23 protein-coding genes and 1 pseudogene are annotated in these 25,109 nt (G+C 69.3%); 18 read left to right on the top strand and 6 right to left on the bottom strand.

What is annotated here, in order from left to right; genetic code table 11:
- Positions 1-93 precede the first annotated feature (93 nt).
- On the top strand, positions 94-660 hold the full coding sequence (locus ACSYGO_RS45750) for a TetR/AcrR family transcriptional regulator (RefSeq protein WP_426678861.1): 567 nt from the start codon (positions 94-96) through the stop codon (positions 658-660).
- Between the two features lie 619 nt (positions 661-1,279).
- Here the strand turns inward: ACSYGO_RS45750 and ACSYGO_RS45745 are convergent.
- A complete protein-coding gene (locus ACSYGO_RS45745; RefSeq protein ID WP_460390393.1) occupies positions 1,280-1,678 on the bottom strand; it encodes an NPP1 family protein in 399 nt (132 codons plus the stop codon).
- Positions 1,679-2,103: 425 nt separating this feature from the next.
- Here ACSYGO_RS45745 and ACSYGO_RS45740 point away from each other — a divergent pair, with 425 nt between their 5' ends.
- The 14 genes from ACSYGO_RS45740 (at position 2,104) to ACSYGO_RS45675 (ending at position 16,035) form a co-directional block, all read left to right on the top strand.
- On the top strand, positions 2,104-2,394 hold the full coding sequence (locus ACSYGO_RS45740; RefSeq protein ID WP_460390392.1) for a hypothetical protein: 291 nt from the start codon (positions 2,104-2,106) through the stop codon (positions 2,392-2,394).
- A gap of 289 nt (positions 2,395-2,683) precedes the next feature.
- Complete coding sequence (locus ACSYGO_RS45735) at positions 2,684-3,712, top strand: lytic transglycosylase domain-containing protein (RefSeq protein ID WP_460390391.1); 1,029 nt, start codon at positions 2,684-2,686, stop codon at positions 3,710-3,712.
- 118 nt (positions 3,713-3,830) lie between these two features.
- The gene (locus ACSYGO_RS45730; protein WP_460390390.1) at positions 3,831-4,889 is read left to right on the top strand and encodes an RNA polymerase sigma factor; all 1,059 of its coding nucleotides are present in this window, start codon (positions 3,831-3,833) and stop codon (positions 4,887-4,889) included.
- Between the two features lie 107 nt (positions 4,890-4,996).
- Positions 4,997-5,926, top strand: a complete 930-nt coding sequence (locus tag ACSYGO_RS45725) for an ABC transporter ATP-binding protein (RefSeq protein WP_460390389.1) — start codon at positions 4,997-4,999, stop codon at positions 5,924-5,926.
- On the top strand, positions 5,923-6,693 hold the full coding sequence (locus ACSYGO_RS45720) for an MlaE family ABC transporter permease (protein WP_460390388.1): 771 nt from the start codon (positions 5,923-5,925) through the stop codon (positions 6,691-6,693). The genes ACSYGO_RS45725 and ACSYGO_RS45720 overlap by 4 nt, the downstream gene beginning before the upstream one ends.
- Before the next feature lie 3 nt (positions 6,694-6,696).
- Positions 6,697-7,521: an MlaE family ABC transporter permease gene (locus ACSYGO_RS45715; protein WP_426678869.1), complete on the top strand. Its 825-nt coding sequence runs from the start codon at positions 6,697-6,699 to the stop codon at positions 7,519-7,521.
- 11 nt (positions 7,522-7,532) lie between these two features.
- Entirely contained in the window at positions 7,533-8,789 is a 1,257-nt protein-coding gene (locus ACSYGO_RS45710; RefSeq protein ID WP_460390387.1) for an MCE family protein, read from the top strand.
- Positions 8,786-9,826 carry an MCE family protein gene (locus tag ACSYGO_RS45705; RefSeq protein ID WP_460390386.1) on the top strand — a complete coding sequence of 347 codons (1,041 nt, stop codon included), beginning with the start codon at positions 8,786-8,788 and terminating at the stop codon, positions 9,824-9,826. The genes ACSYGO_RS45710 and ACSYGO_RS45705 overlap by 4 nt, the downstream gene beginning before the upstream one ends.
- A gap of 233 nt (positions 9,827-10,059) precedes the next feature.
- A complete protein-coding gene (locus ACSYGO_RS45700; protein WP_460390441.1) occupies positions 10,060-11,070 on the top strand; it encodes an MCE family protein in 1,011 nt (336 codons plus the stop codon).
- Complete coding sequence (locus tag ACSYGO_RS45695) at positions 11,067-12,176, top strand: MCE family protein (protein WP_460390385.1); 1,110 nt, start codon at positions 11,067-11,069, stop codon at positions 12,174-12,176. The genes ACSYGO_RS45700 and ACSYGO_RS45695 overlap by 4 nt, the downstream gene beginning before the upstream one ends.
- On the top strand, positions 12,173-13,447 hold the full coding sequence (locus ACSYGO_RS45690) for an MCE family protein (RefSeq protein ID WP_460390384.1): 1,275 nt from the start codon (positions 12,173-12,175) through the stop codon (positions 13,445-13,447). Before ACSYGO_RS45695 ends, ACSYGO_RS45690 begins: the two co-directional genes overlap by 4 nt.
- Positions 13,444-14,757: an MCE family protein gene (locus ACSYGO_RS45685; protein ID WP_460390383.1), complete on the top strand. Its 1,314-nt coding sequence runs from the start codon at positions 13,444-13,446 to the stop codon at positions 14,755-14,757. Before ACSYGO_RS45690 ends, ACSYGO_RS45685 begins: the two co-directional genes overlap by 4 nt.
- A gap of 11 nt (positions 14,758-14,768) precedes the next feature.
- Entirely contained in the window at positions 14,769-15,242 is a 474-nt protein-coding gene (locus ACSYGO_RS45680; protein WP_460390382.1) for a hypothetical protein, read from the top strand.
- A 34-nt stretch (positions 15,243-15,276) separates the two neighbouring features.
- The gene (locus ACSYGO_RS45675; protein ID WP_460390381.1) at positions 15,277-16,035 is read left to right on the top strand and encodes a hypothetical protein; all 759 of its coding nucleotides are present in this window, start codon (positions 15,277-15,279) and stop codon (positions 16,033-16,035) included.
- Between the two features lie 841 nt (positions 16,036-16,876).
- Here the strand turns inward: ACSYGO_RS45675 and ACSYGO_RS45670 are convergent.
- On the bottom strand, positions 16,877-17,272 hold the full coding sequence (locus ACSYGO_RS45670) for a hypothetical protein (protein WP_460390380.1): 396 nt from the start codon (positions 17,270-17,272) through the stop codon (positions 16,877-16,879).
- Positions 17,273-17,585: 313 nt separating this feature from the next.
- Entirely contained in the window at positions 17,586-19,682 is a 2,097-nt protein-coding gene (locus tag ACSYGO_RS45665) for a HEAT repeat domain-containing protein (protein ID WP_460390379.1), read from the bottom strand.
- A gap of 296 nt (positions 19,683-19,978) precedes the next feature.
- Between ACSYGO_RS45665 and ACSYGO_RS45660 the strand changes: the two genes are divergently transcribed.
- Both ACSYGO_RS45660 and ACSYGO_RS45655 read left to right on the top strand, forming a co-directional pair.
- Positions 19,979-20,410, top strand: a complete 432-nt coding sequence (locus tag ACSYGO_RS45660) for a GNAT family N-acetyltransferase (RefSeq protein ID WP_460390378.1) — start codon at positions 19,979-19,981, stop codon at positions 20,408-20,410.
- Between the two features lie 152 nt (positions 20,411-20,562).
- Positions 20,563-20,718, top strand: a pseudogene (locus tag ACSYGO_RS45655) (glycosyltransferase family 2 protein); the annotation flags it as partial.
- Positions 20,719-21,038: 320 nt separating this feature from the next.
- Here ACSYGO_RS45655 and ACSYGO_RS45650 read toward each other — a convergent pair.
- Positions 21,039-21,539, bottom strand: a complete 501-nt coding sequence (locus tag ACSYGO_RS45650) for a CAP domain-containing protein (RefSeq protein ID WP_460390377.1) — start codon at positions 21,537-21,539, stop codon at positions 21,039-21,041.
- Between the two features lie 680 nt (positions 21,540-22,219).
- On the opposite strand from ACSYGO_RS45650, the gene ACSYGO_RS45645 reads away from it, so the two are divergent.
- Positions 22,220-22,804: a hypothetical protein gene (locus ACSYGO_RS45645; RefSeq protein WP_460390376.1), complete on the top strand. Its 585-nt coding sequence runs from the start codon at positions 22,220-22,222 to the stop codon at positions 22,802-22,804.
- 269 nt (positions 22,805-23,073) lie between these two features.
- On the opposite strand, the gene ACSYGO_RS45640 is transcribed toward ACSYGO_RS45645, so the two are convergent.
- Both ACSYGO_RS45640 and ACSYGO_RS45635 read right to left on the bottom strand, forming a co-directional pair.
- Positions 23,074-23,646, bottom strand: coding sequence for a GNAT family N-acetyltransferase (locus ACSYGO_RS45640; protein WP_460390375.1), 573 nt, complete (start codon positions 23,644-23,646; stop codon positions 23,074-23,076).
- A 491-nt stretch (positions 23,647-24,137) separates the two neighbouring features.
- The gene (locus ACSYGO_RS45635) at positions 24,138-24,620 is read right to left on the bottom strand and encodes a MarR family winged helix-turn-helix transcriptional regulator (RefSeq protein ID WP_426679036.1); all 483 of its coding nucleotides are present in this window, start codon (positions 24,618-24,620) and stop codon (positions 24,138-24,140) included.
- Positions 24,621-25,109 lie beyond the last annotated feature (489 nt).

Raw genomic sequence — 25,109 nt, 5'->3', positions numbered from 1 at the left:
TGCCTGGGGGTACGCCTGGTGACCCGTCGCTGTCGAGAGGAACCACTTATGTCACGTCGGGTTCGTTCAGAAGAACGCAAGAGGCAATTGGTCGTGGCGGCCGAGGAGTGCATCGCGGAGCTGGGGCTGTCCGCTCTCACCATCCGTGAAATCGCGGCCAGGGCCGGTATGTCGCCCGGCTCAGTGCTCTATCACTACCCGGAGACGGACGACCTGGTGTATGACGTGCACCGGGCGCTGGTCAACCGATACGTCGACCACCGCATGCAGGCCTTGTCGCGGGTGGTGGACCCGGCCCGGCGACTCATCCGGGCCTTCGAGTCGGGACTCCCTTCCGACCCCGACGATCAGATCTGCGGCATGCTGTACGAGTTGCACGGTCTCGCCGCGCGAAGCAAGCAGCACGCCGCGCTGATGACGTCGCTCTGGGACCGGGAGGTCATGCTCTACGAGAGCATCGTCGACAGCGGGCTGGCCGCCAAGGTGTTCCGTTCGGATCAGTCTGCGCGCGCTCTTGCGGAAGGCTTGTTGGCCATGGAAGACGGTCTTGGACTGCACATCGTCAGCCACAATGGCTCGGTTTCCGTGGCAGATGCGCTGAAGATGCTTGTCACCTCTGCCTCGGCGTGGCTGAAGATCGATCTCTCAAAGCATCTCTGATCTGACGGGTGGACCAGAGGCTCCGGAGGACCGGCGGCGAGGTCTATGACCGCGTCGACGTGGGAGTTTCCTGCCTGGAGAGCATGCGCCACCACTATCGACGCCGCGTTCTGGTGCGCCGAGGCTTCACAACCCGTTCCGCCACCGAATCCCCTGTCACCCGGGGCTCCACGCCACAGGACGACACTTCTCCCATCCAGAAACCTCATACAGGGAAGCCGACCGTCGCCCGAGCACGCTCGTGGGCCCGTGACAACAGCCACTCCGTTCCCGTCCGAGGACACCTCCGCGTCGACATCTGGATTGCCTGGCACGCGGCCCATCCGACCTGGTGGTCAGACCGAACGCCACAGAATCGGACACGGGGCCACCGCCGCAAGATGCGACCCCGGGTGATGGCGAAGATCGAGGAGTACGCCGCCAGCCGAGCCGATGTGATCCTGCTGGCCAACCGGCGCCAGACTCGCCGCTGGCTGCGGAAGGTGGCCGCCGAGCAACCCTGAACGGCCCACGCCCCAAAGCGGGGTGCGGCATGCCCGTGGCCGTGCACCGGGCTCCCCGTCCCGGCCGAGCACCGCAGCCGCGCCACTGCACCGGCTGCGGTCGTCCCACGTGCGGTTCATCTCGTCGCGGTCGAACGTCGGAACCCGCAGACTGTCGGCTTCCTCACCGTGTCCAGGTCGGACTGGTCAAGGCAATCCGCCGAACCGGACGTGTTGTTGTGGTCGAGGCCCTGGACGATGGTGCCGGCCGGCCCGATCGCCGGCACGTTGTAGCAGCTGTCCGTGTCGTAATCCAGGGCAGGCTGCCACTTCGCATCGTTGTCGGTGGCGTTCTGCGGCAGCGCCCGCGGCGGGTCGGGTTCGGCGGCACTCGCCTGCGAGGGCACGGCCAGCAGGCCGCACACGACCAGAACGATCGTGAGACCGGCGGCGATCAGACCGCTGAGCCGACGGCTGCCGCCTAGGGGAAAAAGTCGTAACCAGGAAATTCTCGGGACATGGGAACGGCCGGACATCCGGTGACGTCCCTTCTCGGAAGTGGATCGGGTCTCTTGGAGGTAATGGACCCGACCCATTTCTTCCAGTCGACCGACCACCCGTCAAGGCACCCCCTTCCGCCGGCTGTCTTCGAGGCCGAACACGCCGACGAGGTGGACCAGGAAGCCCAAGGTCCCGAGGGTGAACGACGCGCATCGACCACGAGACCGGCCAGCGGTAGCGGTTCTCCTCGAAGATCCTGGCCCCGTGGCGCCGCAAGTCTCGGTTGGTTCCCCAGACGGCGGTGCCCGGGGGCCTTCGAGGTGTCAGGCCGGCGCTTGGTGACGGCAGTTCTCGGCGTGGGCTGGCATCAGGCGGTTGCGTATCGTCGGGGCCGCCGAATGCGCGGAGGATGTTCTGCGCGCGGGCGGAGGCGGCAAGGGTGTTGCTCCTGCGCCAACGCATGCGTGCAGGGCTGCCTGAAGACGCGCGCGCCGAACTGCAGGCCCGGATCAGCCACGTCCTCGACGACGCCCGCTTCACCCGGGAAAGGCTGAGCGAAGGAATCCCGGTCGACGTGACAGGACACGTCCTCGCGGGCTCCGACTTCCCGGGAAACCTCGCCACACACCTCCGCGAGCACGGCATCCGCGACGCACCCATCACCCGCCGCCTGGAAGACGAAGCCCGGGCACTGATCCGATCCGCCGGCGGTGCCGTGGGAGGCGGCAGCGGATCATCATCAGCCCCCTGACCCTCATGGCGTGGGCGCCGGTGGCACGTCGCAGTGGGCACTGCCGGGACAAAGCGGGTGTCGCAGGTTCGAATCCTGCCGGGGGCACAGAACAAAGGGCCGGCTCAGGAGGAGTTTCCTCCAGGGCCGGCCCTTCGGCGTCCCAGGGGTCGTGACACGGGCGTGCTCCGCCCGACCGGTACCGATCTCCCGAAGAGGCGCCCGCCCGATCCCCGCGATTCCGTGCGACGGACCCGCCCTCCGGCCGCGTAGAGCAGACGACGGATTCACCCACGGAGGGGACTGCACAGTGATAGGGCGTGCACTCAAGGGGGCGGCGCTGAGGGGTGCCAGGGGTACGGCGGTCGCGGCGGCGGCGATGGCCGTGCTGACCGCGTCGCAGGCGCCGAGGGCGGTCTCGGCCGAGGCCGCGGAGGCCGCGCACAGGGCGGAACACGCCGAGCACGACCTCGGCGTGTCCGGCGGCACTCCGTACCGCACCGGTCTTCCCCCGCTGCGGACGCGGAAGAAGGGCTCGGCACGGGGAGTGACGGTCGGCGGCGCCCTGCCCGCGAGTGTGTTCGCCGCGTACCGGCGCGCCGAGGAGGAGCTGGCGCGCAGCGCGCCACGCTGCCGGCTGCGCTGGCAGTTGCTGGCCGCGATCGGCCAGGTGGAGTCCGGGCAGGCACGGAGCGGCCGAGTGACCCGGGACGGTACGACCGTGACGCCCATCCTCGGCCCGCGGCTGACCGGCGGCGCCTTCGCCGTCGTGGAGGACACCGACGGCGGCGCATACGACGGGGACGCGGCGTACGACCGCGCGATCGGCCCGATGCAGTTCATCCCGTCCACCTGGGCCCGCTGGGGAGCGGACGGCAACGGCGACGGACGCACGGACCCGAACAACGTCCACGACGCCGCGCTCGCCGCCGGCCGCTACCTGTGCGCGGGCGGCCGGGACCTGTCGAACCCCGCCGACCTGGACCGGGCGATCCTGGGCTACAACCACTCGGACGCCTATCTGCGCACCGTCAAGGCGTGGTACGCGTACTACCTGACCGGACACCGCGTGGTGCCGGACGCGTCCGGCGGATCCCGTTCGGACCGGCCGGAGCCGTCCCGCCCGAAGAGGCCGAAGCCCTCGTCGCCGAAGCCGTCGGACGATCGGAAGCCAGGCCCTGGTCCTTCGCGCACGTCGTCGACGCCGCCCACCTCACCCTCCACCGGCCCGTCCCCCAAGGCCGGCGTCCCGAAGGAGTCCGGCACGCCGCTGGTTCCCGTCCCCGGACCGACCCTCACGCTGTCCAGCGGCGGCGTACTGCCCGTGGCGGTCCGCTGACCACCGGCAACGGCTGGAACACGATGGGCGTCTCCCCCTCCACAACTGCCACTACCCGGCGGTAATGTCGCCACCCGCCGGAAGCACAGAACCGGCGGGTGAGTGCGAAGGGGCCCTCATGGCGACGGACATACCTGCGGACACAGCGGCCTCCGACGAGCGTTGGCAGCGCATGTGGAGCCATCGCGAGCAGTTGCTCAAGGTGGCCCGGCGGCGATCCATGAGCCAGGAGGACGCCGAGGACGCCGTGCACGAGGCGATACTGCGGGCCGCGGAGCGCCCGGACCTCGACGACGAGCGGCTCGGCGCCTGGCTGACGACGGTGACGATGCGCCTGTGCGTCGACCGGCACCGGCAGGTCAACCGCGAGGCCGAGGTGGGCAGCCGCCCCACACTCGTCGCGCCGGGCCCGGTCCCCGTCGAGGAGGCGGTGTGCGACCGGGCCGAGGCGAAGTGGCTGGCCGTGCGCAGCGGTGAGCTGCCCGCCCGGCAGGCGGAGGCGCTTCGGCTGAGGTCCGAGGATCTCGACGTGAGCCAGGTCGCGGTGCGGATGGGCCTCAGCTACCGGACCGTCGAGTCGCTGCTCGCCCGGGCCCGGCGGACGCTGCGCGCCTCGCTGGCCGGGACGCTCGGGCTGGTGCTGTTCCTGGTCGGGCGCGGGCGGCTGCGCGGGGGCGGCAATGCCCAGGCGGTCGTGGCCACCTCGACGGCGGTGACCCTGGCGGTGGCGGGATTCGTGCTGCCGTACGCGCTCGACGCGGGCGGAAACGGGACCGGTCCGACGCCGCGGCCGGCCGTGTCCAGCGACGCGCAGGTCCTGGGCAGCGAGGCCACGGGCCGGGGGCGCGCCCCCGGAACGCCCACCCCCTCGCCCCCGGCGCCCACGGCCTTGGGACAGACACCCTCGCCCACCGGCAGAACGTCCCTGCCGGTGCACGTGCCTTCCCTGCCGGTGCACGTGCCGTCCCTGCCGGACGTGCCCGCGTCCCCGCTCCCGGAGCTGTCGGCGCCGCAGATCCCACAGGTACCCGAGGTGCCGAAGGTGCCGGGCCTGACCACGAGGCCGGCCGCCTCGTCGGTCCCGTCGCTTCCCCCGGCCTCGGCCGTGCCGGCCGCTCCGCTCTCCGTCCCCGCCCCGAGGACGCTTTCGGGCACGCCGTCGCCGAAGCTGCCGTAGCCCCCGGACACGCGTCCGCAAAAAATCTTCGTCCGCCGCGACGGACGCCCCTCCCCTCCCCGTAGAGCAGATGTCGGAGCTGCTCCACAGGCGAAGGGTGTAACCGGATGGGTGTCGAGATCTGTGTGGAAGGGCTCACCAAGTCCTTCGGCCACCAGGTCATCTGGCAGGACGTCTCGCTGACGCTGCCCGCCGGGGAGGTCTCGGTGATGCTCGGCCCCTCGGGGACGGGCAAGTCGGTCTTCCTCAAGACGCTCGTGGGGCTGCTGAAGCCGGAGCGGGGCTCGGTGAAGGTCGCAGGCCAGGACATCACCCGCCTGCGCGAGCACGACCTGTACGAGGTCCGGAAGCTGTTCGGCGTGCTGTTCCAGGACGGCGCGCTGTTCGGCTCGATGAACCTCTACGACAACATCGCCTTCCCGCTGCGCGAGCACACCCGCAAGTCCGAGAGCGAGATCAAGCGGATCGTCCTCGAAAAGATGGACATGGTCGGGCTGATCGGCGCCGAGGGGAAACTGCCCGGCGAGATCTCCGGCGGTATGCGCAAGCGGGCCGGGCTCGCCCGGGCCCTGGTGCTCGACCCGGAGATCATCCTGTTCGACGAGCCGGACTCGGGCCTGGACCCGGTGCGCGTGGCCTACCTCAACCAGCTCATCGTCGACCTCAACGCACAGATCGACGCGACCTTCCTGATCGTCACCCACGACATCGCCTCGGCCCGCCAGGTCCCGGACAACATCGGGCTGCTGTTCCGGCGCGAGCTGGTGATGTTCGGGCCCCGCGAGGAACTGCTGGCCAGTGACGAGCCCGTCGTACGGCAGTTCCTGAACGGCCGGATGCAGGGGCCGATCGGCATGGCGGAGGAGAAGGACGCGGCCCAGGTCGAGCAGGAGTTGGCCCAGATCGACGAGGGCGGCCCGACCGACGCGCTGACTCCCCGCCTGCTCCCCGGCCCCGGCATCGCCCGCCCGCCGCGCTGGGAGGCGATCGCGAGACGCGAGTCAGAGCTGCACGGGACGGGGGTGACGAGCGCATGAGGCTCTCCCCTACGGGTGCGCTCCGGCACTCGGGCAACCTCTTCGCGATGGCTCTGGACGTCGTCCGGTCCCTGCCTCGACGACCTTTCCAGGCGAGGGAGTTCATCCAGCAGGCGTGGTTCGTCGCGAGCGTCACGATCCTGCCGACGGCTCTGGTCTCGATCCCCTTCGGGGCGGTCATCGCGCTGCAGATCGGCAGTCTGACCAGACAGTTGGGCGCGCAGTCCTTCTCCGGTGCCGCGTCCGTGCTCGCCGTGCTGCGGGAGGCCTCGCCGATCGTCACCGCGCTGCTGATCGCGGGCGCGGGTGGCACGGCGATCTGCGCCGACCTCGGGGCGCGCAAGATCCGGGACGAGATCGACGCGATGCAGGTGCTCGGCATCGACCCGATCCACCGGCTCGTCGTACCGCGGGTGCTGGCATCGATGGTCGTGGCCGTGCTGCTCAACGGCCTGGTCTCGGTGGTCGGTGTCGCGGGCGGCTACTTCTTCAACGTCGTCCTCCAGCACGGCACGCCCGGCGCCTACCTGGCGTCCTTCACCACCCTCGCCCAGCTGTCCGACCTGTGGGCGGCGGAGATCAAGGCGCTGGTGTTCGGAGCCATCGCGGCGATCGTCGCCTCGTACAAGGGGCTGACGGCGCGGGGCGGTCCGAAGGGCGTGGGCGATGCCGTCAACCAGTCCGTGGTGATCACCTTCATGTTGCTGTTCGTGACCAACTTCGTGATGACCGCCGTGTACTTCCAGATCGTCCCGCAGAGGGGGTAGCCGATGAGACCGCGAGACCTCCTCGATCGCCCCTTGCGCTCACTCGAAGAGCTGGGCTCCCAACTGTCCTTCTACGGACGCTCCTTGGCTTGGACGGGCCGCACCCTGCGCCGCTACAAGAAGGAGATCCTCCGGCTGCTCGCCGAGGTGAGCTTCGGACGCGGCGCGCTCGCCGTCGTCGGCGGCACGGTCGGCGTGATCGCGTTCCTGTCCTTCTTCACCGGCACCGAGGTCGGCCTCCAGGGCTACGCGGCCCTCAACCAGCTCGGCACCTCCAACTTCGTGGCGTTCCTGTCGGCGTACTTCAACACCCGGGAGATCGCCCCGCTGGTGGCCGGACTCGCCCTGTCCGCGACGGTCGGCGCCGGGTTCACCGCGCAGCTCGGTGCGATGCGGATCAGCGAGGAGACCGACGCGCTGGAGGTGATGGGCGTCCCGTCGCTGCCGTTCCTGGTGACGACGCGGATGATCGCCGGCTTCGTCGCGGTGATCCCGCTGTACGTGATCGGGCTGCTGTCCTCGTACCTGGCCGCCCGCACCATCACCACCGGCTACTACGGACAGTCGACCGGCACGTACGACCACTACTTCCACCAGTACCTGCCACCCGTCGACGTGTTCTGGTCCTTCGGCAAGGTGATCGTCTTCGCCCTGCTGATCATCCTGGTGCACTGCTACTACGGCTACCACGCGAGCGGCGGCCCGGCCGGTGTCGGCGTCGCGGTGGGCCGGGCGGTGCGGACCTCGATCGTCGCCATCAACGTCCTGGACTTCTTCCTCAGCCTCGCGATCTGGGGCGCCAACACGACCGTACGGATAGCGGGGTGAGGACGGTGCGCATGCACAGAACGAGACTCAGGCTGTACGGCATCGCGTTCCTCTCCGTGCTCGCGCTGCTGCTGTCGCTGGCCGTGGCCGTCTACAAGCAGGCGTTCACGCCGGTCGTGCGCATCACGCTGCAGGCCGACACCCTCGGCAACCAGCTCGATCCACGCGCCGACGTCAAGCTGCGCGGGCTGCTGGTCGGCGAGGTCCGGGAGGTGCACGCGGACGGGACGAAGGCCACGCTCGACATCGCGCTCAAGCCGCAGTACGTCGCGGACATCCCCTCGGACGTGCACGCGCGGCTGCTGCCCAAGACGCTGTTCGGCGAGAAGTACGTCGATCTCGTCGCTCCCGCCGGCGCGGCGCACGCGTCGGCTCGGCCCATCCGTGCGGGCGACGTCATCACCCAGGACCGCACGAAGGCCGGCATCGAGGTACAGCAGCTGATGAACGATCTGCTGCCGCTGCTGCGCACGGTCCGGCCGGGCGAACTCAACGCCACGCTCTCGGCGTTCGCCACCGCTCTGGAGGGCCGCGGCGACCGGATCGGCGACAACCTCGTCCGGGTCGAGGGCTATCTACGCCGCATCAACCCGCACATGCCCTCCCTCAAGAAGGACATCACGCGGTTCGCGGACGTCGCCGAGGTGTACGGCGACGCCGCGCCCGACCTGATGCGGATCCTGCGCAACACGGTCACCACCAGCCGAACCATCGTCGAGAAGAGGGACCGGTTGGCCTCGGCTCTGCGCGCGACCGCCTCCGTGGCGGGCACGGCGAACGACTTCCTGTCAGAGAACGGCGACCGGCTGATCACCCTGGGCCGGGTCTCCCGCCCCACGCTGGAGCTGTTCGCCCGCTACTCCCCGGAGTACCCGTGCCTGTTCCAGGGCCTCGTCCGGCAGGAGAAGGCCTCGGAAGACGCGTTCCGGGGCGGCGAGATGCGGATCACCCTGGAGGTCGTCCGGCCGCAGGGGGCGTACCGGCCCGGTGAGGAGCCGGTGTACGGCGAGCGGTCCGGCCCGAACTGCCGTGGCCTGCCGCATCCGCAGGTGCCCGGGCCGAAGCCCCACCTCGACGACGGCACGTCGGCCGGCGGTTCCGGCGGCGCACTCCCCGCAGGTGTCGACGTGTCCGGCACCCGGGCCGAGCAGCGGGCCGTCGGCTCGCTCGTGGCCCCCGTCATGGGCGTTCCCTCGGACCAGGTGCCGCCCGTGGCGACCCTGCTGTTCGGACCGCTCGCGCGCGGGACGGCGGTGAGTGTCGCATGAGCAGGTCAGGATCCCGGCAGATCGCCGCCCCGCTGGTCAAGTTCAGTCTCTTCGCGCTGGTCACGATCGCGGCGACGGCACTGCTCGCCGCCACCATCGTCAATGTCTCTTTCACCCCCAAGGACACCTATCACGCGGTGTTCACCGACGTCACCGGACTGGAGAGCGGCGACGACATCCGGGTGGCCGGAGTGCGGGTAGGGCAGGTCGAGGGCATCCGGATCAAGGACCGGACCCTGGCGGAGGTCACGTTCACCGTCAGCGCGGACCGGCCCCTGCTCGCCCGAACCCACGCGGTCGTCCGCTACCGCAACCTGGTCGGGCAGCGATACATCGCGCTCACCGAGGGCACGGGCGACGTCACCGCCCGGCTGCGGCCGGGCGGCACCATTCCGCTGTCCCGGACCCAGCCGGCGCTGGACCTCAACGCGCTGCTGAACGGCTTCAAGCCGCTGTTCGCCGCGCTCAGTCCGAGTGACGTCAACCAGCTCGCCACCGAGATCGTCCGGACCCTCCAGGGCGAGGGCGGCACGGTGAACAGCCTGCTCGCGCACACGGCCTCGCTCACCAGCACTCTCGCCGACCGCGACAAGCTGATCGGATCGGTGGTCGACAACCTCAACACCGTCCTGGAGACGCTCGACAAGCGCGGCTCCCGCTTCTCCGGGCTGCTCACGCAGCTGCGCCGGGTGGTCTCGGGGCTGTCCGCCGACCGCAGGCCCATCGGGGAGTCGCTGGTGAGCATCGGCGACCTCACGGACGTCACGTCGGGGCTGCTGAAGGACGCGCGTCCCCCGCTGAAGGACGACATCGCCGGGCTCGGCGATCTCACCGGAACGCTGAACAAGAACGAGAACACCGTGGAGGGCGTGCTGAAGCGGCTGCCGAACAAGCTCGAGAAGCTGACGGAGACCGCCTCGTACGGCTCGTGGTTCAACTTCTACCTCTGCGACTTCGACGGCCGGATCGTGCTGCCGAAGACCAAGCGGGTGATCACCCCGGAGCTGCACGTGGCACGGGCGAGGTGTGGTGGATGAGCGTGCGCATCAGGCGGCGCCCTGTCCGCCGTCCAGAGCCGCTGGTGAGGGTCCGGGTCCTGCCGCCCGAGCTGCCGAGACTTCCCAGGCTGCTGCCGAAGCGCAAGCCCCGACCCGAACCCCTCGTGAAGGTCCGGGTTCTGCCGCCCAAGCTGCCGAAACTCCCCAGGCTGCTGCCGAAGCGCAAACCCCGACCCGAACCCCTCGTGAAGGTCCGGGTTCTGCCGCCCAAGCTGCCCAGGATCCGGCTCGAGCGCCCGCGTCTGAAGCCCTTCCGCGAGCGCAACCCGGTCGTGGTCGGCGCCGTCGGCCTCACCGTCCTCGCGCTGCTCACCGTCGCCGCCTTCAACGCCGACCGTTTGCCGCTGATCGGCGGCGGCGACACCTACAGCGCGGCCTTCTCCGAGGCCGGCGGGCTCAAGCCCGGCGACGAGGTACGGATCGCCGGGGTCAAGGTCGGCAAGGTCGAGGGCGTCGACCTTGCCGGCGACCACGTCAAGGTGACCTTCAAAGTGAAGGGCCACCCGGCGTTCGGTACCGACACGGGTGCGTCGATCCGCGTCAAGACGATCCTCGGCGCGAAGTACCTGGCCCTGTACCCCAAGGGGCCCGGCCGGTTGAAGCCGGGAAGCGAGATCCCGCTCCGGCGGACCGTGTCGGCGTACGACGTCGTCCAGGCCTTCAGCGACCTGACGACCACCACCGAGGAGGTCGACACGGACCGGCTCGCGAAGGCACTGGACACGGTCTCCGTCACCTTCCAGGAATCCCCCGAGGAGGTGCGGGCGTCGATCAAGGGGCTGTCGCGGATCTCCCGGACCGTCGCCGCCCGTGACAAGGCGCTGCGCGGGCTCCTCGACCATGCCGACGGAGTCACCGAGGTGCTGGCCGGTCACACGAAGGACTTCTCGGCGCTGGTGAAGGACGGTGACGCCCTGTTCAAGGAGATCGGCAAGCGCCGCACGGCGATCCACAAGCTGCTCAAGAGCTCCGCACTGCTGGGCATCGAGCTGTCCGGCCTGGTCGACGACAACAGCAAGGAGATCGGGCCCGCACTGAAGAACCTCAACACCTTCCTGAAGATGCTCGAACGCAACCAGGCGAGCCTCGATCGCAGCGTCCGGCTCCTCGCCCCCTACGTACGGCTCTTCACCAACACCCTCGGCAACGGCCGCTGGTTCGACTCCTACGTCCAGAACCTGGTCGCCGCCCCGGTCACACCACGAACCGGAGGCACCCGATGACCCGCAGACTCCTGGGCCTGTTCACCGCGCTCGCGATCGTCGTCGGCCTCGCCGTCGTCCTGTGGCCGGGCCCCGGCCCCGTCCGCGTCACGGCGTACTTCCCGCGCACCGTCGGCATCTATCCCGGTTCCGACGTCCGCGTCCTCGGCGTCCGCATCGGCGAGGTCAGAAAGATCACGCCGGAGGGCGACCGGGTGCGGGTGGACCTGGAATACGACCAGGGCCGCAAGGTCCCCGCCGACGCACAGGCCGCCATCATCAACTCCTCGGTGGTCAGCGACCGTTACGTACAGCTGCTGCCGGTGTACCACAAGGGCGCGGTGCTGCGGGACGGAGACGTCATCCCCGAGTCCCGTACGGCCGTCCCCGTCGAGCTGGACCGGATCTTCGACAGCCTGCACACCACCTCCGAGGCGCTCGGCCCGAACGGTGCCGACAAGAAGGGCTCGCTGTCCCGGCTCCTCGGAGTGAGCGCGGACAACCTCCAGGGGCAGGGCGAGAACCTCAACCAGACGGTGGAGGACCTGTCCCAGGCGGTCACCACGCTGTCCGACGGGCGCGGCGACCTGTTCGAGACCGTGCGGAACCTTCAGGTGTTCACGGCCGCGCTGGCGGCGGACGACACCAGCGTGCGGTCGTTCAACACCGACCTCGCCGACGTCGCCGGGCAGCTCGCCGGGGAGCGCAAGGACCTCGCGGCCGCACTGAAGTACCTGGCCACCGCACTCGGCGACGTGTCCGGCTTCGTGAAGGGCAACAAGAAGGCGCTGACCTCGGACGTGAAGGGCCTGGCCAAGGTCACCAAGGTCCTCGTCACCCAACGGGACGCTCTGGAGGAGCTGTTGACCGTCGCCCCCTCGGGCCTGTCGAACCTGCAGAACGCCTACAACCCCGCCGCCGGCACCCTCGACACCCGCAACAACGCCCAAGCCCCGCAGGATCCGTCATCCCTTCTCTGCTCGATCCTGAAAACGACCGGCGACGACCACGACAACTGCGCCGGGCTCAAGAAGCTCTTCGACTCCCTGCCCAAGGTTCCGTCGGCCCCGGCGTCGGCGGGCACGGTCGACAAGACCCTCGGCGGAATTCTGGGGGCACCGGCATGAGCGTGCGGCACAAGGGGCGGGTGGCCGCCTGGACGGCGGTCGGCTCGCTGCTGCTGACCGGCTGCGAGTTCAACGGCTGGTACGACGTCCCGCTCCCCGGCGGCGCCGCCTCGGACGGTCACGCCTACCACGTCACCGCCGAGTTCCGGGACGTCCTGGACCTGGTGCCGCAGTCGGCGGTCAAGGTCAACAACGTCACCGTCGGCGCGGTCGAGAAGGTGGAACTGGACGGCTGGCACGCCCGCGTGCGGCTCAGGATCGCCGACTCGGTGAAGCTGCCCGGCAACGCGGTCGCCGATCTGAGGCAGACCAGCATGCTCGGCGAGAAGTACGTCGCCCTGTCCCGACCGGCCGGCACACGGCCCGTCGGACGGCTCCGCGACGGCGACCGCATCCCACTGTCCCGCAGCGGCCGCAACCCGGAGGTCGAGGAGGTGCTGTCGGCCCTGTCCGCGCTGCTCAACGGCGGCGGGGTGGCCCAACTGAAGACGATCACCGTCGAGTTGAACAAGGCCCTCGGCGGTCGCGAGGACCGGGTCAGGTCCCTGCTGAAGCAGCTCGACACCTTCCTCGGCGGCCTCGACGACCAGCGGGCGGAGATCGTGCGCGCGTTGAAGGGCGTCGACCGGCTCGCAAAGCGGCTGAAGAAGGAGAAGAAGACGATCGCCCTGGCCGTCGACACCATGCCGCCCGCTCTGAAGGCCGTCGCCGACCAGCGCAAGGACCTGACGAGGATGCTCACCGCTCTCTCCAGGCTCGGCAAGACCGGCACCAAGGTGGTGAACGCCTCCCACGACGACGCCGTCGCCAACCTGAAGAGACTCCGGCCCATCCTGCAGCAGCTGAACAAGGCCGGCGACGACCTGCCCAACTCCCTTGAACTCCTCACCACTTACCCGTTCCCGCGCAATGCTGCGGACGCCGTCAAGGGCGACTACGTCAACCTGAAGATCACCGCCGACCTCGACCTGGCGGAGCTCTACGCCGGCCTCGCCGGCAAGCCTGGCAAGGGCGGGAAGTCCCCGGCACCCGGGACACCGCGTCTTCCCGACGTCCCCACGCCCACCCCTCTCCCCTCCACCCCGACCCTGCCGGGCACCCCCGCCGTGCCTTCCGCGCCCGCCGTGCCCTCGACGCCCTCCGACGGCAGCACCCTGCTGTGCCCGCCGGTGTGCACCGCTGCTTACGGCACCGGACACGGCTCGCGTCGCCTCCCGCCGGGGGTCGATCCCGGCCTCGCCGAGCTGATGCTGAAGGGGATACTGCCGTGATCACACGTACGGTCAAGGCCCAGCTGCTCGCCTTCGCGACCGTCACCGCCCTCGGGGTGTCGTACGTCGGCGCTCGCTACACGGGCCTGGTGGACGACGTCCTGCACCGCGGTTACATCGTGCGCGCCGACTTCGCCGAGTCCGGGGGCGTCTTCCCCGGCGCCGAGGTCACCTACCGGGGGGTGCCGGTGGGCCGCGTGGGCGATCTGCAGCTGACCGGGTCCGGGGTCTCGGTGGCGCTGAAGATCGAGGACGGCGCCCCGAGGATCCCGGCCGACACGCTCGCGGTGGTCGCCGACCGTTCGGCGGTGGGCGAGCAGTACGTCGACCTCCAGCCACGGCGGTCGGGCGGGCCGTACCTCATGGACGGCAGCCCGATCCCGCGCAGCCGCACCCGGACCCCGCTGCCGGTCACCGACCTGGTCCTCAGCCTCGACCGGCTGGTCAACTCGGTCGGCAAGGACGATCTGCGGGTCACCGTCGACGAGCTGGGCAAGGCGTTCGCCGGCACCGGACCGAACCTGAGCCGGCTGGTCGACTCCGGCGACGCGCTGGTGGAGGCGGCATCCGAGTCGCTCCCCCAGACGGTCTCGCTGATCGAGGACTCGCGGAAGGTGCTCAAGACGCAGGCCGACCAGGGCTCGACCATCAAGTCGTTCTCCCGCGATCTTGCCGCGCTCACCGAACAGTTGAAGTCGAGCGACGGTGATCTGCGCCGACTGATCGGTACCACCGCGCCCGCCGCGCAGGAGATCGACTCCCTGCTGAAATCCACTCGGCCGCACGTGCCGGTCCTGCTGACCAACCTCATCAGCGGCGGCCAGATCACCGTGGCCCGGCTGCCCGGCGTCGAACAGGCCCTGGTCACGCTCCCGCTCACTGTCGCGGGCAGCTACACGGTCGTCCCCGGCGACGGCACCACCCACTTCGGGCTGACCGTGAACGCCGACGACCCTCCCGCGTGCACCCAGGGCTACGGCACCCAGCGGCGCGACCCCGCCGACACCGGCACGCGCCCTGCGAACACCGACGCCCACTGCACGGTGCCGCGCGGCAGCAAGACCTCAGTACGCGGAGCGCAGAACGCGCCCGGCGCGACGACCGGCCGGTACAGCGCCGACCAGGCCGCGTTCGTGGCCCCCTACGACCCGGAGACCGGCACCTCCCCCAAGCTCTCGACTGCGCTCGAGCAGGGAGGGACCCCCATCGGCCCGGGCGGAACGCCCGTCGAGATCGGCTCGACGGGCGGGGAACAGACCGTGTTCGGAAAGGAGTCGTGGCAATGGCTGCTCGTGGGACCGATGGTGTGAGAGGCGCACGCATGAGGCTGCTGTCGGCGGGGCTCGTCGCCGCGACCGTGCTGACGACCGTGCCGTGTGTCTGGCTGGGCCACAAGCTGTCCGACCAGCACGCGGCGGAACAGCGCCGTCAGGACATCCTGGCGGCGGCTCGCCAGTCGGCGCTGAGCTTCACCTCGCTCGACTACCGGCACTACGACCGGGACAGCGCCACCGTGCTGAAGGGCGCCACCGGCGAGTTCAAGAAGGAGTTCGCCGCACAGACCGCACAACTGACGAAGCTGGTTGCGCGGAACGAGTCGGTGTCCGAGGGACAGGTCCTGGAAGCGGGCGTCGTGCGGTCCGACGCACGCTCGGCCCGGGTCCTGGTCGTGGCCGACAGCAAGGTGACCAACACCGCCGCGCCCGAGGGCCAGGCGCGCACCTACCGGCTCCAGCTCGACCTCACGCGCGTGGCCGGCCGCTGGCTGACCTCCGACGTCGCGTTCGTGGGCTGACCCACCCGTGAGGCCATCGATGAGAAGAGACACCGTGGCGAACCCGACCTCCCGCACCCGCGGCACCGGCTCACCCGCCCGCCGCACCATGACCGCGGCCGCCCGCGCGGCAGCCAAGCGCGCCGGGCGGCCCGAGCGCCCCGAGCGCGGTGCCCGCCAGGAAGAGCAGCCTCCCTCGGGGCGCACCCTGCTCGTCGAGCCCCCGGCGAACGGCTGGGAGGACCCGCCGGAGCCCGAGTCACCCAAGTCGTTCGAGGAGGAGCCGGAGGACGACGCGCCCCCGCACGAGACCGGGCGGAAGGTGCTCACCGCGGTGCTGGGCGTCATCCTCGTGGCGGCCCTGGTCGCGACCGCCGTCGTCGGCTGGCAGTACCGGCAGGGGCGACAGGCGGAACAGGCCCGCGGCGAGGCCCTCGCGGCCGCGAGGAAGGCGGCGCCGGTCGTGCTGTCGTACGACTACCGGCACCTGGACCGGGACTTCTCCCGAGCCCGCGCCCTGCTGACCGGGCACTTCCGCGACCAGTACGGCAAGACCACGAAGGCAGTGGTCACGCCGACCGCGACGAAGTACCACGGCGTGGTGAAGGCGACCGTGGCCACACCCGCCGACGGCGGCACCCCGGCGGTCTCCGTCGTGTCGGCCACACCGGACCGGGCCGTCGTCCTGCTCTTCGTCAACCAGGTCACCCGGAGCACCCAGGCCCCGGAGCCCCGGCTGGACCTGAACCGGGTGCGTATGACGCTCACCCGCACCTCCGACGGCTGGAAGGTGAGCGGCGTCGACGCCCTCTGACCAGGCCTGCGAAGGGTCCCCCGAACAGAGGCCCTCCGTTGTCACCGAAGGCATTGGGCCGTTCGGAGGAGTTCGGGCAGCGAGACAGCCACGAATCTCCCTGACCGTCAGCTCCTGCTTTTCCTGCTCCCGGTGTGGGCCGCACCACCACCCTGACCACCACCGTCAGCAGCACGATCGGGCCGCTGCCGGCCCCGCGACACACAATTTAAATGCTCGCTGGGTTTCTCCATGTCGCCCCGGGCACCAGCCCCGGGCACCCGGGCGCCGCCGTCGACGCCCGCCGACCAGAAGGCGATCCGCCATGAACCTCAAGTCCCTGCTCCGGCCGATCCGCACCCAGGCCGCGTTGGCGGGCCAACGGGCGGAGGCGGCACGGGAGCCTACGCGGCCGTCAGCGCACAGCACTCGGCGTTGCTTCGCATGCACTACCTGCGTGACGGACTGGCCCGCATGGGCGCGGTCGTGGGCTCATCGACGCTGTGCACATCGAGGTCGGCCCACCGCTCTGAAGGCCACCGGTCAACTGCCGTCTGACCCTCGCGACGGCGCCGCCCCCTGCTTCACCATGGCAGTGGCCGGCCTCCCCAGCGACGAAGTCCGGGTCTGGAACGACATCAAGGCCGCCACGACCGAGGTCCTGCACCGCGACCGCAGCACGATCACCCACCATCGCACCGTGGACTGTGACCACCGCCCCGCCACGCCCTCCAGCACTCCGAACCCTTCGCACTGGCGCTGCGAGCCGCCAAGAACAGCCCCGACCCGCGCCACATCGTCAACCCGGGTGTCCCGCTCGACTGGCATGCCGGCGCCCGGAAAGCGAGCGCCGGACGCCTGATCAGGCGGAGGCGAAAGCCTCCTCGGGGACATCGTCGAGGACGAATCCGTTGTCGAGCCGGACGCGGACCGTGACGTGGAGCATCCGTCGCTGGTAGGCGACCCACTGCTCTTCCAAGGCCCCCACCTGCTCCTCCAGTTGCTTTCTGCTCGCCGGCGGCATCTGGTGGCCGAAGTCGCCCAGGAGCGACTTGAGGCGCAGGTACTCACGGACCTCGTGGCTCTGCTGCCGGTGATGCTCGTCCACACGCTCGACGGTGCCCTCGATGCCTGCTGCCAGGGCCACAGAGGCGGCGAAGGCACCCGTCTCCTGCTGGGGCTCACCGACTGGGGTCACCGACCCGGCCAACCGGAGATCCGCCGCCAGCCGCACCCGTTGGCCCACGTTCAGCGTCATCGATCCTTCGTCTTCCTCATCGGTCACCGGCGATCCGGTACACGTGGCGTCGCCAGGCGTACCGGACGGGACAGGATCATCCCACCCTCACCTCCGGCCCCGGAATCGGCCCCGGCACGATCGAAACCCTCACCGACCCCCGCCCGCACAACAACCGCACGACGGGCGAACAGACGCCTGAAGACGGTCTGCTGGACGGTGGCAAGAACGGCTCGGAGAGCGCCGATGCCGACGGTGAAACAACCTCTGTCTCGCCTCCGGTCGATCGACAATGCTCCTCACCCAGCCCATCTCGCACGCTGGGGGGTATTGGTCAGGTGAGGCGCGTCAGGATGGCGCGGCAGTTGTTCTGCAGTTCGTCATCGTTGGCGATGCTGTTGTAGCGGCCGCTGCGGCGGGGCAAGGTCAGCTCCCTCTGGATGCGGGGCAGGGCTGGTATGGCTGCCGGGCCCATACGGTTCAGGCACGCCAGGACGTGGTTGGAGGTGTACTCGTTCTTCTCCCAGGCCGCCAACAGTGCCGGCACGACGACACCGGCCTCGGCCTCACCTGCGATATCCCACAGGGCTGCCGCTACGTGGACGCGGGTCCACTCATAGCCGGCGTTCAGCATCTGCCGCAGACGTGGCACCACGGCCTCGGCGGGCCGGCCGATCCGGCCGAGGACATCGGCTGCTTCGTCATGATGATGGCTGTCGAGGAGGTCCTCAAGCAGTGGAACCGCGGTGGCCGGGTCGCGTTCGAGCTCCCACACAGCGGCCGCGGCAGCCGCACGCAGGTCCACGTCCTTTGCGCCGGTCAGCGGGCGAATCACCTCAAGGGCCGGTGCGGCCCGGGTACCGAACGAGGCGAGCGCCTGCAGGGCTGAGACGACAGTGCCCCATCGCTCGTGCCGAAGCGCGGTGCTGAGAGCGTCGGTGAGGTGGGGAACGGCGGCGGTTTCGCCGAGCGCGCCCAGGGCGGACATCAGCGCGTTGGTGCTCATGTCGGGCCACTGTCCCGAGTAGTCGGCCTCGGCGAGCCGTCTGTTCAGCCGGGGCACCAGGTCGGCTGCGGCCGGACGTAGATGCCTGGCCGCCTGTACGGCACGCCAGGCGTCGGTGCCGGTGTCCAGCGCCACCAGCAGGCTGGGCAGGGCCCGTACATCTCCGAGGCCGGCCAGCGCCATGACGGCTTCCTGGTGGGCGCGGCGCAGCAGGGGTTGCGGCGCCGCCCACATGTCGGGTCCCTGTGCGGTGACGTAAGCGGCCAGGGCTTCACGGGCCGGCTCGGAGACGGGCGAGAGGGATCCGAGGCTTTCGGCCGCAGCGGTGGAGGTGTACGGGTCCTCGGGGAGCAGACAGTGTGCGAGGAGGAGGACGAGGTCGGTGTGATCGCCCCTCCAGGAGGTGATCAGTTCCTGGGTCATACGGATCGCGTCGTAGCGGGTGGCCGTGTCCGGGCTGTTGAGCTGTTCGGTGAGCAGGGCCGTGCGTTCGGGCAGGCGTGCGTCCAGTACCCCGTGGAAGGCGCGCAGCAAGGACGTGGTGGGTGCGTGGACCCGGTTGTGTCGCTCGAGGTCGGCGAACGCCGCGGCCACCTGGGGCGGGACGGTCCCGACCGCCGTCGGCCCGGCATCGGCAGGGCAGACGCATGCTTCGGAGCCGCCCCGGTGCGCCGGGTCACCGGATTGCGGCGGCAGCGGTGGAGTGAGCTCGCGCAGCAGTCCGATCGCCGTGGTCACGGTTGCTTGGGCGATGTCCGCGGGGGCGCAGCGGGACCGGTGGACGAGGGCGGCGAGGCGGATGTCCGTGCTGCCTGCCGTCTCGTCGGCCAAGGTATCGAGCAACGCAGTGACGGCGGCTCGTGCGTCAGGCAGCCGCAGCGCCAGATCGGCCATCGTCTGAACGACCAACAGCCGCTCCGTGACCCCCTTCTCGCACGGCAGCCGGTCCTGCAGTATCCCGACCGCCTTGCCGGCGTCGTCCAGGAAGAGCCCGAGCCCCTGGATCCCCGCTCTGCGCACGCGCAGATCCGGATCCGAGGCGTAGGCGATGAAGGCGTCGCCGTGCTCGCGCATGAATGCGGCACTGTCCGCGCCGGCCGTCGACCCGGTCCCGTCCGGCGCGAAGTGGATGCCGTCGCTGCGGTCGAGGGCTTCGCGACCGATGCTGACCAGCAGTTCCACGATCGAGGCACGGTCCGGAGCCGTGGGGTCGTCGGCCATCTCGAACAGGAACGGCAGGCTGGCCGTCGTGCACGGATACACGTCCCCCTGATGGTGGGCCGCACCATAAAAGTCGTCGAAAGCCTTCTCCCGGGCCTCGGCGTCGGGCGAAGTCATCGCCCGCAGCCACAGGGGAACATCGCCGGCCGGGCCGTAGGCGTGGTTCATCGACGACCAGTCGATGCTCTGCAAGTCGTTGATCATGCGCGGCACTATGCCGCAGGGCACTGACATCGTGCCGTGCCTCGTCTGAGGTGCCCTTCGATGGCAGTGGGTCTCGCCTGCCCTGCGGGTCATCTGGAATGCGTGGCCGGCAGCACGCTTTAGCGCGAGCCGACCAATGGCCGGATACGGAACAATACGTCAAAGTTGCCTGTACGACTGGCCATGTGAAGCTACTGAGGACTGGCATGAGCACACACGATGGTGATCATTTCCCGCCCTCCGCCGCCCTGTTCGCTTCAGCTCACGGCCGTCCAGGACAAATGATCAGACGGGCCGTGGAAACCGATCTGCCGGACGTGCACCGGCTCGACCGAGAAGCGTTCACTGCCGACGCCTACCCCTACTTCGCCCTGCGCCAGTTCTTCGACGCGTGCGATGACCACATGCTGGTCGTCGACGACAACGGCACGCTCACTGGCTACATCATGGCCGCCGCCACGAAACGCGACGGCTCGTGCTGGCTACTGAGCCTGGGCGTCACACCGCACAAGCGCGGGCACGGTCTGGGACGGCTCCTCATGAGCGAATTGCTGCGCGCCCGCCGGGAAGAGGGCGTACGCAAGGCTCTGTCCGTGGTCGCTCCAGGCAACACCTCGGCCCTACATCTCTACAGATCCCTCGGCTTCACGATCGACCCCGACGAACTCCGCCCGGACTACTTCGGCCCGGGCGCTGACCGGCTCCCCATCAGCCTGCGCCTAGAGTGAGCCACCGCCCGTGTCAGGATCGCAGCTGGGGTGCATGAGTAATCCCCGTACGGGAGCGAGAGATCGACGCTGCCGACACCAAGGCAACGCCGGCAGCGTTCCTGGATGAGCTGACCGCTGCCGCGCAGCGCACCCGCACGGCATTCGACGGCACCTGGCGCTTCGACTTGGCGCGTGCCCTCATGGACCTCATCGCAGCTCTGGTCCCCGCGGGAGAGCGGCGGGACTCGCTGATGGTCCGGCCCTTCCTCATCACCCTGCTGCCCCAGTTCGGCCCCGTCTTCACGAAGGATGACGAGGAGATGCGAGGAACGGCTGCGCCTGCACCTCTCCCGCCTGGCCGGCCTGCCACGAGATCCTCACCGTTTCCGGTAGGCGAGAAGCCGCGCACTATAGTCCGGCTCGTCGTCGCCATCCGGCTCGTCGTCGCCGTCGGGCTCGTAATCCTCGGCCCGCGAGCGACGTGAAACGCCTGTTGCAGGAGCGCCTCCCGAACCGAGGTCTACCAGGCCGCGGTCAATGGAACCAACGAGACTCCTGTGCCGGTGGGTTGGAGACTTCGAACATCTCCCCCAACGGCACGGGAGCTTTGTGCGTTGCGATCCCTCACCTCGGGTTCCGGAACCGGTCAGGTGCCGAAGAGTTGGGTCCAGAGGTTGCCGGAGGCGCCGGCAAGTCCGGTCTGCTTCCACTTGCAGTTCAGGATGGCGGCCTTGTGAGGTGCGCTGCCCATCCAGCTGTCGAAGACCGCCTGCGAGGTGGAACCACCCTGGTGGATGTTCTCCTCGGTCGGTATGGACGGGCTGAAGCCGGCCTTTTCGACCCGCTGCGAGATGCTCGATCCGTCGGATCCGGTGTGCGAGAAGAAGTTGTTCTTGGCCATGTCCTCGCTGTGAGCCTGCGCGGCCGCGGTGAGCTGGCTGTTCATGCTCAGCGCCGAGCAACCGGCCTTCTCTCGTTCGGCGTTCTCCAGAGCCAGGATCTCGTTGGCGTTGGCCTGCAGCACGACGTTGGGCCCGGCAGGTGCGGCGGGGGCGGCGCTCGCGCCGGCTGCGGCGGGCAGCACGAGCAGGGGGATTGCGCACGCGGCAGCGCATGCACCGTGCAGTCGGTGAGTGAGGGCGCGCATAGCATTCCTTTCGTTCGTTCAACGTGTGCACCGGGAAACGCGGTGCGCGGTTGTCCGGCGCATACCTCGCGAAGGGTCGGTTCCGTCAGCGCCTCGGCCTCGGACAGCAAGCCGTGAGGTACGGACCGCCGCTGTTCTGGCAGTGGCGACGTTCGGCCGGTGGGGCAACGCTGCCGTCACGGTCGGTGGCTGGGACGCCGACGTGCCCGTTGAGGCACGCCCTCAGGCCCCTTCGGCCGCCCCGTTCGGCCAGCCCGGCAAGGAGGTGGCTCCAGGCCGATCACGGGAGCCTTCAGCGTCCGGCCCCGGTCGCTTTTGAGTCTGCCTGCCAGCCCATTTTAGCGCTGGGGGTATCGGATCTCCTGTCCAGGCAACCCACGGCAGGCGCTGCCCAGACGTACGCAGCGTGCTGAGCCGGGGTAGGCCGGCCGCAGCGAATCGGAGATCTGTCAGTCCTTCCGTTTCGTGCAGACCTTCTATGCAGCCGGCTCCTCGGGGTCGGAGGCGAACGGCGAGTACGTCTCCGCCGAGTTCCACGACACTGGGTCGCACTTCGGCATGCTGCGTGCGCGGCAGCCCGAAAGCATCGGGGCCTCAGAGCGTCTCGAGCTGGTGCCGCAGAGCGACGGCTGGTTCACGTTGCGGTACACGTTCAACGCTCAACGCTCAACGAGGGCGGTGTGACGAGCCAGTGCTGCGTCTCCGCTGAGATCGACAACACGGGTGGCGACGCGGGTCTGGTGAGGGCCCGTGTGTCCGCGTCCGAGATACCCGGTTCGTGGGAGCTGTTCAAGGTCAGGCAGATCGCGACCTCGGACACGCCGCCCGCTGCCTCGAGCACGCCCGCCCGCCGCGTCCACGCACTGACGTGGAATGTGTGCACCAACAACGACGCCTGCGCCATGTACTACACGTCGGTCGACCAGTTCACCGATGCGGTTGCACAGAAGGTCATCAACTCAGGCGCCGACATGGTCTACTTCGAGGAGTTCTGCGAGAAGCTGGCAAAGCCTCTGGAGCAGGAGATCGAAAGACGGCTCGACGGCGGGGCCGACACATGGGACGTGCGGTTCGCTCCGATCCAGTACGAGATCGGGAACACAGGGCAGTACGCGCAGAAGGCCCGTGCAAAGAACCGCGGCGCCTACGGAGTCGCCGTCGCCGTACCCGCCGAGAACGGCTGGTACCGGGCCGTCGAACTCGACTCCCCCAACGGCAAGGAGCGCAAACCGCACTCTGCGCCGCTGTGCCGTCCTGGGCAGTGATGGTCTGCACAGCCTACTTCAGCACCGGTGGTGCGAACTACGACGACCCGACGCGGGCCTATGAGGAACAGCAGGCGAAGACAGTGGCGGCGTCGGCCGGCGGGTATGCCGGATACCGGGGCGTCGTCGGCGGTGACCTGAACGCGACGCTCACGTCGGTAGTGAAGGACACAGCCAGGCAGGTACTGCAGCCCCTTTACGATTCCTACCGGGAGTGCGACGACCCGGCCAACCGCTCCACCCACGGGTTGATCAAGCTGGACTACATCTTAGCGAGCTGGAATTGGCGCAGTCGACGGCCGCCACTCTCGCCTGATCAACCCGAACACCCACGAGTCGGATACCTCGCCGTTCACGATGCAGTCTTCCCGTAGCGTCCCTTCACGCACGAATCCGATCTTCTCCAGGACCCGGGCAGATGCCACGTTGCGCGTATCGGTCTCAGCCTGGACGCGATTCAGGTCCAACGTGCCGAACGCCCACTGCAGCAATGCGTGCGCGGCCTCTGTCGCGTAGCCGTGGCCCCACGCCGCATCGTTGTAGCAGTAGCCCAGCGAGGCACTACGGAAGTCCGGATTCCACGAGTTCAGGGTGCACCAGCCGATGAACGCTCCGTCGCAGACACGATCCACGGCCAGCCGGGCCCCGGTGCCCTCCTTCTCCATCGCTCGGCAACGGGCGATGAACTGCTCGGCACGCTCGCGTTCGGTCCACGGTGAACTGTCCCAGTAGCGCAGCACATGGGCGTTGCTCTGCAGTGCGAAGAGGGGGTCCGCGTCAGCGTCGGTGAAGGGGCGCAGTCGCAGGCGAGCGGTGTGCAGTATCGGGGTGACCAACGTCATGCGCACCATCTTGCCTTCATGAGAGCGACCAGAGCACCGAATATCCGACCGGTCCAGTCCCCACGGCCAACGCACCACCGCCTACCGGCAGATCGTGCACAGCACGACTGCCCGACCAGCGCACCCGCGCCCCGGACATGAACAACACTCGCAGCCGCCTCGCCCGCCAAGGCTTCCTCACCCAAACCAGTTAAGGCCACTTGAAAACGGACTTAACGACCTCTCAGTATTCGCCAAGGCCCCGCAATGGCCCCACAGTTGATCGTGCCTGGGAACCTGCCATCGCCCGATTGCGGGAGCCGATGACACCGCACCCATCCCAACACACCACCAAGGACCGCGGAGGACCGTCGAGGGCCGCCTGGCCGCGCACCCGCCACCACAACGAAACTGCCGAGGATCCACGGAAGCGCAGAAGGGCAGAAGGGTGGCATGGCGAAGGGGCCACGGGAATACCCGTGGCCCCTGGCTGCCTGGTGGTGGCGGGTCGGTCAGGTGCAGAAGGAGTCGCTCCCCGGCGTCCTGACACTCTTGGAGGTCCTGACCCGGGCGAGGAGGCTGCGCAGGGTGGAGAGCTCGTCGGGGCTGAAGTCGGCGAAGAGTTCGTTCTCCACGGCGGTGATGGCGTCCTGGGCCCTGGCCAGGGCACGGCTGCCCTCGTCGGTGAGCGCCACGATGTGACGGCGCCGGTCGGCGGGATCGCGCCGGCGCTCGACGAGGTGGGTGTTCTCGAGGTCATTGAGGATCCCGCACAGGATGCTGGGGTCCACCTCCAGGACCTCGGCCATGCCCTTCTGGCTCATGTTGCCCGACTCGCCCAGCAGGACCAGCGTCGCGCCCTGGCGGGGCGTCAGCCCGCACAGCTTGAACGCGTGCTCCGTACGGGCATACGCGATAGCACCGTGCCGGGCAAGCAGAAAGCCCAGCCGACCAAGGGGCTCGGTCTCGACGATGCCGGTCAGATCCGCAGTCATTGTCACCCCACTCACCTTGCCTCGCAGCAAACCATCAGCCGAACAAAATCATCTATCAGCATCGATGATAGCAGGTACTCAACGGTGCGAGTCTGGCCCACGGCGAGGGACACAGCCGGGCAGGACCGGCACCGCGGCGAAGAACACGGCCAGCAGGACCGAGACCACGGCGGAGGACAGGGAGGCGTGACGGCGGCGCCGCCGCACCACCCCGGACTGCCCCGAACGGCCTCGTCTCCACCCGGCGACCGGAACCGGCCCACGAACCGCCAGCCCGGGCCGCTTCCCGCCAGGCCGTGACAACCTGAGCCCCCTCGGGCCCGCAGCCTTCCGCCACCGCGCCTCACGACCCCGAACCTCACGACCCCGACCACCGGCCGAGTGGGGCGGCCGGAGCGGACGCGAGCCGACAGCCTCCACAAAGACAGCAGGGGCTCAATGATGTAGGTCCGGTCCACAGCAAGGACACGACCGGCAGGCCCCGGGCCA

Source organism: Streptomyces krungchingensis, from assembly GCF_054729265.1.
This window is presented reverse-complemented; position numbering and strand designations above follow the sequence as displayed.